Source organism: Bradyrhizobium sp. (assembly GCF_035273305.1).
GTDB lineage: Bacteria > Pseudomonadota > Alphaproteobacteria > Rhizobiales > Xanthobacteraceae > Bradyrhizobium.
In genome coordinates this window covers 1-13465 of the sequence record NZ_DATEPI010000275.1, presented here as the reverse complement: position 1 = coordinate 13465, position 13465 = coordinate 1, and the positions used below count along the sequence as shown (strand labels likewise).

At 60.9% G+C, this 13465-nt stretch carries 15 protein-coding genes; 8 read left to right on the top strand and 7 right to left on the bottom strand.

What is annotated here, in order from left to right:
* The 7 genes from VJV58_RS18360 to VJV58_RS18330 all read left to right on the top strand — a co-directional run.
* A partial coding sequence (locus VJV58_RS18360) for a 2-oxo-hepta-3-ene-1,7-dioic acid hydratase (protein WP_324138789.1) occupies positions 1-610 on the top strand: 610 nt, incomplete at its 5' end.
* Positions 611-638: 28 nt separating this feature from the next.
* Complete coding sequence (locus VJV58_RS18355) at positions 639-1037, top strand: 5-carboxymethyl-2-hydroxymuconate Delta-isomerase (protein ID WP_324138788.1); 399 nt, start codon at positions 639-641, stop codon at positions 1035-1037.
* Positions 1030-2568 (top strand): 5-carboxymethyl-2-hydroxymuconate semialdehyde dehydrogenase, encoded by a 1539-nt coding sequence (gene hpaE / locus VJV58_RS18350; RefSeq protein WP_324138787.1) that lies wholly within the window; start codon positions 1030-1032, stop codon positions 2566-2568. Before VJV58_RS18355 ends, hpaE begins: the two co-directional genes overlap by 8 nt.
* 31 nt (positions 2569-2599) lie before the next feature.
* A complete protein-coding gene (hpaD, locus tag VJV58_RS18345; RefSeq protein ID WP_324138786.1) occupies positions 2600-3583 on the top strand; it encodes a 3,4-dihydroxyphenylacetate 2,3-dioxygenase in 984 nt (327 codons plus the stop codon).
* Positions 3584-3629: 46 nt separating this feature from the next.
* On the top strand, positions 3630-4397 hold the full coding sequence (locus tag VJV58_RS18340; RefSeq protein ID WP_324138785.1) for a substrate-binding domain-containing protein: 768 nt from the start codon (positions 3630-3632) through the stop codon (positions 4395-4397).
* Between the two features lie 54 nt (positions 4398-4451).
* Complete coding sequence (locus VJV58_RS18335; RefSeq protein ID WP_324138784.1) at positions 4452-5324, top strand: fumarylacetoacetate hydrolase family protein; 873 nt, start codon at positions 4452-4454, stop codon at positions 5322-5324.
* A gap of 28 nt (positions 5325-5352) precedes the next feature.
* Positions 5353-6978 carry a thiamine pyrophosphate-dependent enzyme gene (locus VJV58_RS18330; protein ID WP_324138783.1) on the top strand — a complete coding sequence of 542 codons (1626 nt, stop codon included), beginning with the start codon at positions 5353-5355 and terminating at the stop codon, positions 6976-6978.
* Between the two features lie 12 nt (positions 6979-6990).
* Here VJV58_RS18330 and VJV58_RS18325 read toward each other — a convergent pair whose 3' ends face one another.
* The gene (locus VJV58_RS18325; protein WP_324138782.1) at positions 6991-7677 is read right to left on the bottom strand and encodes a protein-L-isoaspartate(D-aspartate) O-methyltransferase; all 687 of its coding nucleotides are present in this window, start codon (positions 7675-7677) and stop codon (positions 6991-6993) included.
* Between the two features lie 310 nt (positions 7678-7987).
* On the opposite strand from VJV58_RS18325, the gene VJV58_RS18320 reads away from it, so the two are divergent.
* Positions 7988-8440 (top strand): NUDIX domain-containing protein, encoded by a 453-nt coding sequence (locus VJV58_RS18320; RefSeq protein ID WP_324138781.1) that lies wholly within the window; start codon positions 7988-7990, stop codon positions 8438-8440.
* A gap of 23 nt (positions 8441-8463) precedes the next feature.
* On the opposite strand, the gene alkB is transcribed toward VJV58_RS18320, so the two are convergent.
* From alkB to VJV58_RS18290, 6 genes are all read right to left on the bottom strand, one after another.
* The gene (alkB, locus tag VJV58_RS18315) at positions 8464-9117 is read right to left on the bottom strand and encodes a DNA oxidative demethylase AlkB (protein WP_324138780.1); all 654 of its coding nucleotides are present in this window, start codon (positions 9115-9117) and stop codon (positions 8464-8466) included.
* A gap of 10 nt (positions 9118-9127) precedes the next feature.
* Complete coding sequence (locus VJV58_RS18310) at positions 9128-9877, bottom strand: 2OG-Fe(II) oxygenase (protein ID WP_324138779.1); 750 nt, start codon at positions 9875-9877, stop codon at positions 9128-9130.
* 109 nt (positions 9878-9986) lie between these two features.
* Positions 9987-10673 (bottom strand): DUF2848 domain-containing protein, encoded by a 687-nt coding sequence (locus VJV58_RS18305; protein WP_324138778.1) that lies wholly within the window; start codon positions 10671-10673, stop codon positions 9987-9989.
* A complete protein-coding gene (locus tag VJV58_RS18300) occupies positions 10666-12018 on the bottom strand; it encodes an amidase (protein WP_324138777.1) in 1353 nt (450 codons plus the stop codon). Before VJV58_RS18300 ends, VJV58_RS18305 begins: the two co-directional genes overlap by 8 nt.
* A 15-nt stretch (positions 12019-12033) precedes the next feature.
* Complete coding sequence (locus VJV58_RS18295; protein ID WP_324138776.1) at positions 12034-12366, bottom strand: AtuA-related protein; 333 nt, start codon at positions 12364-12366, stop codon at positions 12034-12036.
* Between the two features lie 4 nt (positions 12367-12370).
* Positions 12371-13465, bottom strand: a 1095-nt coding sequence (locus VJV58_RS18290) for an acyclic terpene utilization AtuA family protein (RefSeq protein ID WP_324138775.1), incomplete at its 5' end; no start/stop codon positions are given.

Genomic DNA, 13465 nt, shown 5'->3' with positions numbered 1-13465 from the left:
TTCGAAAGCGATGCAGAGCGCGCTCGGGATCGACGAGCCGGATTACGGCGTGTTGCTCGATGACATGTTTTTTACCGACGGCGGCCTGGTGCCATCGGGTCGCTTTATCGCAACGCGGGTCGAAGCCGAGCTTGCGTTCGTGATGAAGCAGCAGCTCAGAGGGCCGGGCTGCACGATGTTCGACGTGCTGAACGCAACCGACTTTGTGGTCCCGGCGTTGGAAATACTCGACACCAGGATCGAGCGGGTCGATCCAGTGACCAAGTCGACGCGAAAGATCTTCGACACCATCGCGGACAACGCGGCCAACGCGGGCATCATACTGGGTGGCCGTCCGTCGCGGCCGTTGGAAGCCGACCTTCGATGGATCGGAGCACTTTGTTATCGCAACGGCCAGTTGGAAGAGACCGGGCTTGCGGCGGCCGTTCTCAATCATCCCGCCACCAGCGTGGCGTGGCTTGTCAACAAGATTGCGCCCCTTGGACTGGCGATCGAGCCCGGTCAAGTGGTGCTGGCCGGCTCCTTCATCCGTCCGATCGAGACCCGCAAAGGCGACACGATTCAGGCCGACTATGGACCGTATGGGTCAGTGAGCTGTTACTTCGCCTGAGAAGCTGAGGATTTGTTGGAGCCTGCAAATGCCGCATTTCACGATCGAGTATTCCGGCAATCTGGATCAACGGGTCGACATGGGTGAGGTCGTTGAGCTCGTCCGCAAGGCTGCGGTCGAGACGGGTATTTTCCCGGTCGGAGGAATTCGCGTGCGCGCGATCCGCTGCGAGCACTACGCTATAGCCGATGGGGCAAAGCATTTCGGTTTTCTGGCTATGGTACTTCGGCTTGGCGAGGGGCGCGATCTCGCTAGCCGCAAGCGGGCCGGCGAACATATTTTCAGAGCGCTCTCCAGCTACCTCGACCCGGTTTTTGCCGCCGGAAAGTTCGCGCTGTCATTTGACATGCAGATCAACGACAAGGAAACGAGTTGGAAGCGCAACAACATTCATGAAGCCCTGAAAGCGGAGGCCGCGCATGGATAAGCCCACGCCGAAATCCGATGTATTCAAGGCCAATCGAGAACGCGCGGCGCCGCTGCTGGCCAAATTGAAGGCCGATCGCATCCGGCATGTGATTGACGGCAAGAGCGTGGCTTCGATCTCCGGGGCGAACTTCGAGACCAAATCTCCGGTCGATGGCGCCGTACTGGCGAGCGTCTCACGCGGCAACGCGGAGGATATCGACCGCGCAGCGACCGCCGCAGCCCTGGCGTTCAAATCCTGGCGCGAGATCCCTGCGAACCTGCGCAAGAAGCTGCTGCATCGGGTTGCCGATGCGATCGAGGATCGCGCGGAAGACATCGCGGTGCTCGAATGCATCGACACTGGTCAGGCCTATCGCTTCATGGCCAAGGCTGCCATCCGGGCTGCCGAGAATTTCCGCTTTTTTGCCGATAAGTGCGCGGACGCACGCGACGGCCGCAACATGCCAAGCGAGGAGCATTGGAACGTATCGACCCGGGTACCGATCGGGCCGGTCGGCGTGATTACGCCCTGGAACACGCCGTTTATGCTCTCGACCTGGAAGATTGCGCCGGCGCTCGCCGCAGGCTGCACGGTGGTTCACAAACCCGCAGAATGGTCGCCGGTAACGGCCGACCTGCTGGCGCAGCTCGTCAAGCAAGCTGGCATTCCCGACGGCGTTCTCAATACCGTTCACGGCTTCGGCGAGGAAGCCGGCAAGGCGCTTACGGAGCATCCCGCAATCAAGGCCATTGGGTTCGTCGGCGAGAGCGCGACCGGCTCGGCGATCATGGCGCAAGGCGCGCCGACGCTCAAGCGCGTGCACTTCGAACTCGGCGGCAAGAACCCGGTGATCGTGTTCGACGACGCCGATCTGGAGCGCGCGCTGGATGCCGTCATTTTCATGATCTATTCGCTGAACGGCGAACGCTGTACGTCATCCAGCCGGCTTTTGATCCAGGAGAGCATCGCCGATCACTTCATCGAAAAGCTCGTGGCGCGCGTGAAGGCGCTCAAAGTCGGGCATCCGCTCGATCCCGCCACCGAAATCGGGCCGCTCATTCACGATCGTCACCTCGCAAAGGTCTGCGCTTATTTCGATATCGCGCGACAGGATGGCGCGGTGATCGCGGTCGGCGGCAAGCCACAGGACGGACCCGGCGGCGGCCATTACGTTCAGCCGACCTTGGTTACAGGTGCTCACTCCAGGATGCGCGTGGCCCAGGAGGAAGTATTCGGTCCATTCCTGACGGTAATTCCGTTCCGCGATGAGAACGATGCCATCGAGATCGCCAACGGGGTGCAGTATGGCCTCACAGGTTACGTCTGGACCTCTGATATGGGCCGCGCATTGCGCGTAGCAGACGCCCTCGAAGCTGGCATGATCTGGCTCAATTCCGAGAATGTTCGGCACCTTCCAACCCCATTCGGAGGCATGAAATCATCCGGGATCGGCCGCGACGGCGGCGATTATTCATTCGATTTTTATATGGAAACCAAGCACGTTTCGCTTGCGCGCGGAACGCACAAGATCCAGCGCCTGGGAACGTAACCGCTTGCCAATCCCGCCCTAAGGACTCCGTATGCCCGTCCCGACACACGTCTTCGATCCGCCGTTCAACATCATCCGTTCCAGCCATGTCGTACTTGACGTTACGGACCTGATTGCCAGCAGGCAATTCTACGAGAACACTGTCGGTCTGCATGTGGAGGATCGCGACGACCAGGCAGTATACCTTCGGGCGGCCGAGGAACATCAGCACCATTCGCTGGTGCTCCGCAAAGCGACAGGCTCTGCTTGCAATCGCCTGGGCTTCAAGGTCGGCAACGAAAACGATCTCGACAAGGCCGCGGCGTTCTTTTCGGAAAATGGAATCAATTACGTGTTCGCCAAGCAGCCATTCCAGGGCCGCACGCTGCAATTCACCGACCCGTTCGGATTTCAGATCGAGCTCTACGCCTCGATGGAGAAGCGTCCGCATCTGTTGCGTCGCTACGATCTCTACAAAGGCTGTCATCCGCAGCGGCTCGACCATTTTAACGTCTTTGCGGCGGAAGTTCAGGACACTATCGACTTCTACGCGCGGCTTGGTTTCCGGCTGACCGAGTATGGAGAGGAGGACGGACCGAACGGTCGAATTGCGGCGGCCTGGCTGCATCGCAAGGGTAATGTGCACGACTTTGCCATCACAAACGGCAAGGGACCTCGCCTGCACCACTTTGCCTATTGGGTCCCGACCGCAATGAACATCCTCCATCTTTGCGATGTGATGGCATCCAGCGGCTATCTCAAAAACATCGAACGCGGTCCTGGCCGCCACGGCATTTCCAATGCGTTCTTTCTTTATGTCAGGGATCCCGACGGCCATCGGCTGGAGCTTTACACCAGCGATTACTTTACCATGGATCATGACCACGAGCCGATGCGCTGGTCCTTGAAGGACCCGCGCAGGCAAACGTTGTGGGGCGCTCCCGCGCCGCGCTCCTGGTTCGAAGAGGGTTCGCCTTTTCCCGGCCGGCCCGTACGTGAGCCGCTGTTTGTCGCCGACATTGCGATTGCGGACTAGGAGATGCGCGGTTCAAATGCCAATCAAAGCAGGCAATGGGAGTATCATGACAAAGTTTATGCGCGTTGCTGCCGCGGTCTTGATGCTGGGCTTCGCGTCGGTCTTGCCGCCGATGAGTAATGTTCGGACCGCTGAGCTCAATGTCCTGGCGGGAGGGTCCACGACGGGCTGGCTGGTCGAACTGGCCCCTCATTTCGAACGCGCCTTCGGACATAAGCTCGTCATCCACTTCGATTCCACTCCCAACCTGATCGAGCGGGCCGTATCTGGAGCGCCCCTGGACGTTGCCGTCGTGCCTGTTGATCTGTTCAAGGACGCCGGCGCAACCGCGCGCTTCGTGTCCGGTCCCACCACCGACATCGCTCGGGTTGGATATGGCGTGATCGTGCGGGCGGGCGCGCCCAAGCCGGACATCAGCACGCCGGATGCGCTGAAACAGACGCTACTTGGGGCACAGTCGGTCGCTCTCCTGCCGAAGAGCGCGGCCGGTGCTTACGTGCTGCAGGTGTTCGAACGGCTCGGCATTGCCCAACTCATGAACGCCAAAACCAGGGCTCAAACCGCCCCTGCCCGGATCGCCGAAGCCGTTGCAAAGGATGAAGCCGAACTCGGCGTGTTTCTGGTCAATGTGTTGATGGCCCCTGGCGTCGAACTCGCAGGGACATTTCCACCCGAACTGCAGCAGGATCTTGTTTTCACCGCAGCGGTATCGGCTGACAGCAAGGAGCCGGAAGCCGCGAAAAACTTCATCAGCTTTCTGAAGTCGCCCGCTGCCGCCACGGTCATCACGGCAAAAGGCATGAACCCGGCGTGAGCGAACCTCGCGGCTGCGAGCTCAACTCAACGACCGCTCGGCATTGGATATTTCATGACGCCCCCCCGCATTGCGACCTTCTCTATCGACGGTGTGACCAAATACGGTGGTATCGTCGAAGACGGAGTGGTTGATCTGTCCGCGCGTTTCGGCAAGGAACTTCCGACGCTGCGCGAAGCGATTGCCGCCGGTGCGCTGATGAAAATCGCCGAGGATGCCGCGAGCAGGCCCGCCGATCATACACTTCATGCCATCACGTGGCTGCCGCCAATTCCCGCGCCGGAAAAAATCATCTGCATCGGCGTCAACTATCCCGACCGCAACGCCGAATATAAAGACGGCCAGGACGCACCCAAATATCCCAGCATGTTCCTGCGCGTGCCCCGATCTTTCGTTGGGCATCAGACTCCCCTGGTTCGCCCGCGCGCCTCAAGCCAGCTTGATTACGAGGGAGAACTGGTTCTGGTCATCGGCAAAGCTGGGAGGCATATACCGGAAAGCACGGCGCTGGACCACATTGCCGCTATCACGCTCTGCAACGAAGGCACCATCCGCGACTGGGTCCGCCACGCCAAATTCAATGTCACGCAAGGCAAGAACTTCGATTCCACCGGCAGTCTAGGCCCTTGGCTCGTTCCTTACACAAACGAAGCGCAGATTGCCGATATCAGGCTGACCACGCGGGTGAACGGCGAGACAAGGCAGGATGACCGCACCGGGCGGTTGATCTTCGGTTTTCGTTACCTGATCAACTACATCTCGACTTTCGCAACGCTGGTCCCTGGCGACATCATCGTGACGGGAACGCCGACCGGTGCCGGCGCGCGGTTTGATCCGCCGCGCTACCTGAAACCCGGCGACCTCGTCGAAATCGAAGCGGAAAATATTGGCGTGTTGCGCAATTCCGTGGTCGACGAGACTCCATGATTTTTGTTGGAATCGAATGGACACTACAATGACAGTGAGTTCCGGCGGCGAAGCAATCGTCAGCGGTTTGATCGCGCACGGCGTCGACACCGTATTCGGGCTTCCGGGCGCGCAGATTTATGGTTTGTTCGATGCGTTTCAGCAGGCGCAACTCAAGGTGATCGGCGCGCGGCATGAACAGGCCTGCGGTTACATGGCATATGGCTACGCACGATCGACGGGACGGCCCGGCGTGTTCAGCGTGGTGCCCGGTCCAGGCGTGCTGAATGCCGGCGCCGCCCTGCTGACTGCATTCGGGGCCAACGAACCGGTGCTGTGTCTGACAGGACAAGTACCGACGGCGTTTCTCGACAAGGGGCGCGGCCATTTGCACGAGATGCCTGACCAACTCGCTACGCTCAGGACTTTTGTCAAATGGGCCGAGCGCATCGAATACCCGGATGCCGCACCTACCCTCGTCTCGCGCGCGTTTCAGGAAATGCTATCGGGACGGCGCGGCCCGGTCGCGCTGGAAATGCCTTGGGACGTATTCACGCAGCGCGCGGAAATCGGCCCTCCAAAACCGCTGCAGCCTTTTCCGGCGCCGCTGCCTGATCCCGCGCGCGTCAAAAGCGCCGCAGCGTTGATCACGGCAAGCAAGACGCCAATGATCTTCGTCGGCAGCGGCGCAATTCATGCGCGCGAGGCGGTTCTTGAGCTGGCGGAGATGATCGATGCCCCCGTCGTGGCGTTTCGCAGCGGACGCGGCATCGTGTCCAATGCGCATGAGTTGGGGCTCACCATGGCGGCGGCCTACCGGCTTTGGCCGACTACCGATCTGATGATCGGGATTGGCACCCGGATGGAATTGGCCACCATGACACGCTGGCCATTTCGACCCGATGGCCTGAAATCGGTTCGCATCGACATCGATCCCATTGAAATGCGCAGGGTTCATTCTGATGCTTCTATTATCGCCGACGCGCGTGCGGGTACCGAAGAGCTGCTCGCTGCCGTGCGCAAGGCCGGCTACAAAAAGAGCAGCAAGCGTAGGGCCGCCATACGCGAAGCCTCCGCAGCGGCTTTGCAGGAGATCCAGAAAGTACAGCCGCAAATGGCGTACCTGAATGTATTGCGCGAAGTGTTGCCCGATAATGCCATCGTCACCGACGAGCTTTCGCAGGTCGGTTTCGCCTCCTGGTATGGGTTTCCTGTCTATGAGCCGCGTACCTTTATCAGTTCGGGTTATCAGGGCACGCTGGGCTCTGGCTTCCCCACCGCGCTCGGCGCCAAAGTCGCGAATCCGAACCGACCGGTGGTTGCCATCACCGGCGACGGCGGCTTCATGTTCGGCGTGCAGGAGCTTGCTACCGCGGTGCAGTTCAACATCGGCGTGGTCACGCTGGTATTCAACAACAACTCCTATGGCAATGTGCGACGCGACCAGCGCGAGCGTTTCGAGGGCCGCGTCGTAGCGTCCGATCTGGTCAATCCGGATTTCGTCAAGCTTGCCGAATCGTTCGGCGTTGCCGCCGCGCGCGTGACGTCGCCGGAATTATTTCGTCCGGCATTGGAACAGGCGCTGGCACATGGCGGGCCGTACCTCATCGATATCGAGGTGCCGAAGGACTCCGAGACGACCCCCTGGACCTACATCCATCCGGCGAAGCCCTAGTGTGGATCAATCCTACGTCGTCCAGCCCTCCTCCCCGATCAACGGGACGAAACGAACATCGCCGATGTTTTCGCGCTGATATTCGTTGCTCGAAACTCTGAGTACCCGGACCAGCTCTTGCACGCGTTGATCGATGCCCACTGGAATCACCAGCCGACCACCGATCTTCAACTGCTCTTTCAGCGATTCCGGCACCTGCGGACCGCCCGCCGCCACGACGATGGCATCGTAGGGTGCGTGTTCCGGCCAGCCTTTGGTGCCATCGCCATGCAGCAAATGAACATTGCCATAGCCGAGCTCACGGAGCTTAGCTGCAGCCTGCGTCGCAAGCTTGCGAACGCGTTCGACGGTGTAAACTTGGGCCGCGATTTCCGAGAGCACCGCGGCCGCATAACCAGAACCGGCCCCAATCTCCAGCACGCGCTCCCCGCCCGTGAGCATCATAGCTTCCGCCATGAAGGCCACAATATAAGGCTGGGAAATGGTCTGGTCCGCGCCAATCGGCAGCGGTGAATCCTCGTAAGCGAATTCACGGAGTCCTTCCGGCAGGAACAACTCGCGCGGCACCTTTCGCATGGCACGAAGCACGCATTCGTCGCGCACCCCGCGCGCGGCTATATCGCGATCGACCATCTCATTGCGCAGCGCGGCAAAGGAATCGGCGTCGCCGGAATGGCCTTTTCTCGAGGCGAAAGCCATGACGAAGCCTCCGAGATTGCTTTGACTGCACCGCTGCAGAGCTAACTTTGAATGGGCGACGCGGGTCCCTCCGCTCGATGATGCCGCACCGCGAGATAGATGTTCGGGTTATCTCGATTACGCCATGTTGGCGTACCAGCCCTCCAGGGTTGGAGCGCAATATGTTCGCTGCCCGACCTTGTATCGAAGCCGGCAAAATCCTTGCTGGAATTTGAGTGGATGGATGCCGGCGCGTTGACACGGGAGGGCTGGCTTGTGTCTGCTGAATTGAGAAATCGATTTTCGACCCCATTCGTCCCGAGCCGACTACATGCCAAAAATCAGCGCGGGTATCCTGATGTATCGTCATGGCAATGCCGGGATGGAAGTTCTTCTAGTTCATCCGGGCGGGCCTTTCTGGCGCAACCGCGATCTTGGCGCGTGGTCGATTCCGAAAGGCGAATTCCTGGAGGGCGAAAATCCGGAAGCCGTAGCGCGGCGGGAGTTCGCCGAGGAACTGGGCCTCGAGTTGACCGGCCCGCTGCAACCTCTTGGACAGTTGCGCCAGCGCGGCGGCAAAACCGTCATCGCCTACGCGGTGAAAGGTGCGCTCGACGTAGCCAATGTGCGAAGCAACGAAATCCCGATCGAATGGCCACCTCGAACGGGGCGCATCATCTACATTCCGGAGATTGATCGCGCCGCATGGTTCGACCTTCCCCTCGCCCGCAAAAAGATTCTCGCCAGCCAGCAACCGTTTCTCGAGCGGCTAGAGAACCTCTAAGCCGCGACGGGTGAGAGTGCGATTCAGCGTGCCTTGCGAAAAGTCAGGTTGATCCGCTGGTGACCGAGCAGGCTGTGTTCGCCCGCCGCTAACGGCGCGACCCCATGAAAAACAAGCCTTGCCGGGCCGCCCCACACGATCACATCGCCATGCTCCAGCCGAAATCGACGCGGTTTGTCGCTACGTTTCAGTCCGCCGAACAGGAATGTGGCGGGCAGGCCCAACGACACCGAGACGATCGGGGCGGTAAAATCGTTCTCGTCCCGGTCTTGATGTAGGGACATGCGCGCGCCCGGCTGATAGCAGTTGAGCAGACACGCATCCGGGGCGAAGCCGCCAAACCCGGCGCGGTCAGCCGCTGCGCGCGCCAGTTCGCGGAACGAGCCCGGCATTGGCGGCCATGGCTTTCCCGATTGAGGATCGCAGGGGTCGTAGCGATATCCAGTGCGATCAGTAACCCAGCCGAAATTGCCGCAATTCGTCATGGCGACCGACATCTGGTGGCCGCCGGGTGTCGTCATGTGGCGAAACGGCGCCTGCTCCAGGATCGCGCGCAGCGCCTCCAGTAGCTCGATTTCAATTGTTTTAGCGAAACCGCGCAGCAACACCGCGCCGTCCGCGATCACCTCCTCAGAGGCGCGAACATCAGGAACATTCTCGAGCAGGTCAGCGGTCAACGAACGGCACTCATGCCGAGTCGTGAAAAATCACGCCGAGGGTGTGGCGATGACCCGAACGAATCCGGCTGACGCCATGCCGGAGATTAACGCGATAGTTTCCGCGCGTCCCCCGGACCGGCCTGAAATGCACGGCGAACGCTACGGCGTCGCCTTGGGCGAGCGGCACCACTTCCGGTCGCGACTGCATGCGCGGGCGCTGTTCCGTCAGTACGAATTCACCGCCGGTGAAATCGCGGCCCGGCTCTGACAACAGCATCGCAACTTGCAGCGGGAACACGTGCTCACCGTAGAGGTCCTGGTGCAGACAGTTGTAGTCGCCAGCCTCATATTGAAGTAACAGCGGCGTTGGTCGGGTCTGGCCAGCCGCATGGCAGCGCTTCAGGAAGGCCTCATGCGTTTCGGGATATCGGATATCGATTCCCATTGCTTCGTTCCAGCGATTAGCCACATCTCGCAAGCCGGCGTAGAGCACCGGCCGTATCTGCGCAATCAACTCGGGTAGAGGATAAGAAAAATACTTGTACTCGCCCCGGCCGAAGCCATGACGTGCCATCACGACTCGGCTGCGGAAGTGACGGTCATCCGCGTAAAGCGCCGCGATCGCGCGGCATTGCTCGGCCGAGAGCAGTCCCTTTAGGACAGCGCAGCCCTGCGCGTCGAGATCGCGGCCGATTTCCTGCCAGTCAATCGCGCGGACGCGCGCCACAACATCAGTTGATGGTAGCGGAGGACCGACGACTTTCGCGGTTGATTTCATGGCTGCAATATTCGCAAATCGCCGTGGCCCACGCCACCCGATTTCCGAGCGATGAGATCCTTGTGAAAGAGTACGTCATCGGCCGAATGGTCGCGTTCCGGCCGGACCCTTAGCCAAGCACCGGCAGCACGATCACATCATAGGCGTGGCGAATGTTGCGTTTGAGAACGGGGTCCTCAAGCTCGAATTCGAACCGGCTGGCCGGGCGGATTCCGCCCTTCGCAGCAAAGGTGCCGCCGAACATCGCACACCCATCGGGCATTCCTTTGTCACCGAACTGTCCATGGATCAGTTCCGCGACCGGGAGCATGCTATCCAGCGTGCCTTCCTGGTACAGCACGCGCGCGCCGTCGATCCAAGCGAAAGAACGCAGGATCAACCGGTCCCAGTGATCGCTGACTTCCTCGATCTCCCAAAGCACGGGTGCGATGACCTTGTCGCACATCTGCTTCGATACGGTAACGCTGTAGGTCTCTACCTTGCGATCGGTGTGATCGGAGCCGAGACCGACAAAGATGCGGCCTTGCCAACCGATCAGGACAAATTCGACCTCACCGCTGGAGTCGCCACCGCAGACTTCGATCGTGTCAGCGGTGGTCAGCCGCCGCGCGGAAACGCGGTAATAGATCGGAGCGGTAGCCGGCCGCGCAATTCCGATCGCTTCCAGCTCGGCAATATGCTTGTCGCGCGCGATCGGATCGCGCCCGGTCCAGCCTGCGATCACGAGCTGGTCGATCGGCAGCGTCAGCGGCGTCGTCGTGTCCTGCGCGTCGACGATGAAAGCGAGATCAAACACGGATAGCAGTCTCCATCCCGGCCGCGAGTTCGAAAATGCGTCGGTCAGTGCCGCCCGCAGCGGCCAGCATGAGCCCGACCGGCACATCGCCTTCGCGATGGCAGGGCAGCGAAATCGCGCAGCCATCGATCATGTTGATCAGCGTGCAATTTCGCAGTGACAACAGGTTTGCCTTGGCGAACGCCTTGTCGTCATGGACGAGATCGGCGATCCGTGGCGGTGTGTTCGCGGTGGTAGGCAGCACCAGCGCGTCATATGGCGCAATGCGAGCCGCGGACCGCGCGATCAATGATTTTCTCGCGCCGATCAAATCGACGTAGTCGGCCGCGCTAAGACTTTCACCGCGCATGATGCGCATCAACACCCTCTGATCGTAGACGTCGCCCTTGCTAGCAATGAGATAACGGTGCCAGGCATAGCTCTCCGCAGCGGAAAAGCCGCCATTGGCGTTCATCACGCCGACATCGAGGAATTCCGGTACGGTGGTGCGCTCGATCACGGCGCCCTGCCGAGAGAGCTGTTCCAGCGCGCGATCAAACGCGCGCGCCACTTCATCATCGAGCTCGTCAAGCACCAGCGTCGTCGGCACCGCAAGGCGCATGCCCTTGATGGGACGCGGCTGCAACGGCACGATCGGCTCGTCCGCAAGCACCGCGTCGAGCACCGCGCAGCACGCGACGCTACGCGCCAGCGGCCCGAAACTGTCGAGCGTGAACGACAGGGGCACCCCACCCTCCAGCGGCACACGACGCTGCGTCGGCTTGAACCCGACGATCCCGTTATAAGCGGCGGGGATCCGGCACGATCCGCCGGTGTCGGTGCCGAGCGCGCCGTGCGCCATGTTATCGGCGACAGACACCGCCGCCCCCGAGGACGATCCGCCGGGCACATGCCCGACGTTTCGCTGCCAAACGGATTTCGGCGTGCCGAAATGCGGATTGATGCCGATGCCCGAATAGGCGAATTCTGTCATGTTGGTGCGGCCGATCACGACAAAGCCGGCGCGCCGCAACCGCGCCACCACAACGGCATCGGTTTCCGCGGGTGCAGATTCCTCCAGCGCGCGAGAACCGGCGCGGGTAACCTGTCCCTTGATGTCAAACAGATCCTTGATGGACACGGGAATGCCGGCGAACGGCGATGGCGCCGCTTTGGCCGCGCGCAGCCGATCCATCGCGTCCGCCGCTTCGATCGCGGCCTCTGCATCAACGTGAATAAAAGTTCGCGCACCCTCGCCGGATTTATCGGCGATCCTCGCGAGGCAAGCATCGACGATCTTGCGCGCGGACGTGCGACCGTTCTCGAGATCATTGGCCAGTGCGGCAATCGTCGGATTGTTTGGCATTTCTCTGTCCTATGGCTATTCGATTGATGCCTGATTGTCCGCAGCCGGCTCGATCTCCAGATCGAGCAGCGCCGAACTCAGGGACTTGCCGTGAGCATCGAGTGCGAGCGATCGCGTCACGCCGCCGCCGAGCGCGCCGATCATGACAAAGTTCAGCGCGGCGATATTGGGCAGTTCATAACGTACCACCTCACCCTGAACAATACCGGCGAAGTGCGCCTTCACTCGCGCGGTGGTCACCTGCGCCAGCAAAAGCGGGTAGTCCTTTTCGTGATAAGCAATCACCGAGATGTTGGAGGTGTTGCCCTTGTCACCTGTGCGGGAATGAGCGATTTCGCGCAGCTTCATCGGATCAGCCCTGCACAAACTGGATCGACGGTTTCGCAAGTTCGCGGGGCATTAATACCGAGGCGACCGCGACGACATCGCGCGCCGACTTGAAGGCGCCTCCACCGGCGGCCGGTCCGTTCGTGAAAAGCGTCTCGACTTCGTTGCCAATTCGAACAGCCTCGCCCACATTTTCGGTTCGGCCGGCAACGCGCACCCGCACCTCGTACGGTTCGTTGGCTCGCGACGAGAGTTCCGGTCCATGCAACGAATCGACTCCGATCAATTCGAAGCGCAATTCACTTGCCGCCAACCCGGTGAGCTTCAGCCGCTCGCGAACGATTTCCAGAGCCAGTCGCCCGCGCGCCAGCGCGCCCGGACCGGCGTAGGAGATCTGGCCCTCACCGATATAGCCATCGATATAGCCGACAGAGACTTTCAGCGTGGCGGGGCGGCTGCTGCCTCTGCCGCCGCTGACGCGCACACGGTCGTTCCCGACCTCCTCGACTTTCACGTGCGAAAAATCGGCGGTGACGTCGGGCTGGATGTAGCGGGTTGGGTCGTGCACTTCATACAGCAATTGCTCCTTGCAGGTCCGCGCCGTCACCGCTCCGCCGGAATCCGCCACCTTGGTGATGACCAGGCTGCCATCTTCGCCAATTTCGCCAATCGGAAACCCAAGCCGCGCCAGATCAGGAACATCCTTGTAAGGCGGATCAGCAAAGTAGCCGCCCGTGATCTGACCGGCGCATTCGAGCAGATGGCCCGCCACCGTGCCCTGCCCCAGCAGATTCCAGTCGTCCATCGGCCAGCCAAAGGCATGGATCATCGGCGCCAGAAACAGCGCGGGATCGGAAGCGCGACCGGTAATCACGATGTCCGCTCCGCGGCCCAGCGCCTCCACGATCGGCTCGGCGCCGAGATACACGTTGGCCGACAACAGCCGGTTGCCGAGCTGCTTGATCGTGCCGTCGAACTCCATAATCGGGAGATCGCTATTCTTGCAGGATTCAAGTACGTCATCGCCGACTACGGCCGCGATCTTCAGCGAGGACAGCCCAAGCGAGTTTGCGATCTCGCGAGTCTTCTGCGCCGCGCCGGCCGGATTAGCGGCGCCCAT

Excerpts from the sequence above, each read along its gene's own strand:
- VJV58_RS18310 (WP_324138779.1), bottom strand. The coding sequence starts at position 9,877 with ATGAAATCAACCGCGAAAGTCGTCGGTCCTCCGCTACCATCAACTGAT.
- VJV58_RS18320 (WP_324138781.1), top strand. The coding sequence starts at position 7,988 with ATGCCAAAAATCAGCGCGGGTATCCTGATGTATCGTCATGGCAATGCC.
- VJV58_RS18300 (WP_324138777.1), bottom strand. The coding sequence starts at position 12,018 with ATGCCAAACAATCCGACGATTGCCGCACTGGCCAATGATCTCGAGAAC.
- VJV58_RS18295 (WP_324138776.1), bottom strand. The coding sequence starts at position 12,366 with ATGAAGCTGCGCGAAATCGCTCATTCCCGCACAGGTGACAAGGGCAAC.
- hpaE (WP_324138787.1), top strand. The coding sequence starts at position 1,030 with ATGGATAAGCCCACGCCGAAATCCGATGTATTCAAGGCCAATCGAGAA.
- VJV58_RS18355 (WP_324138788.1), top strand. The coding sequence starts at position 639 with ATGCCGCATTTCACGATCGAGTATTCCGGCAATCTGGATCAACGGGTC.
- hpaD (WP_324138786.1), top strand. The coding sequence starts at position 2,600 with ATGCCCGTCCCGACACACGTCTTCGATCCGCCGTTCAACATCATCCGT.
- VJV58_RS18335 (WP_324138784.1), top strand. The coding sequence starts at position 4,452 with ATGACGCCCCCCCGCATTGCGACCTTCTCTATCGACGGTGTGACCAAA.
- VJV58_RS18330 (WP_324138783.1), top strand. The coding sequence starts at position 5,353 with ATGACAGTGAGTTCCGGCGGCGAAGCAATCGTCAGCGGTTTGATCGCG.
- VJV58_RS18325 (WP_324138782.1), bottom strand. The coding sequence starts at position 7,677 with ATGGCTTTCGCCTCGAGAAAAGGCCATTCCGGCGACGCCGATTCCTTT.
- VJV58_RS18340 (WP_324138785.1), top strand. The coding sequence starts at position 3,630 with ATGACAAAGTTTATGCGCGTTGCTGCCGCGGTCTTGATGCTGGGCTTC.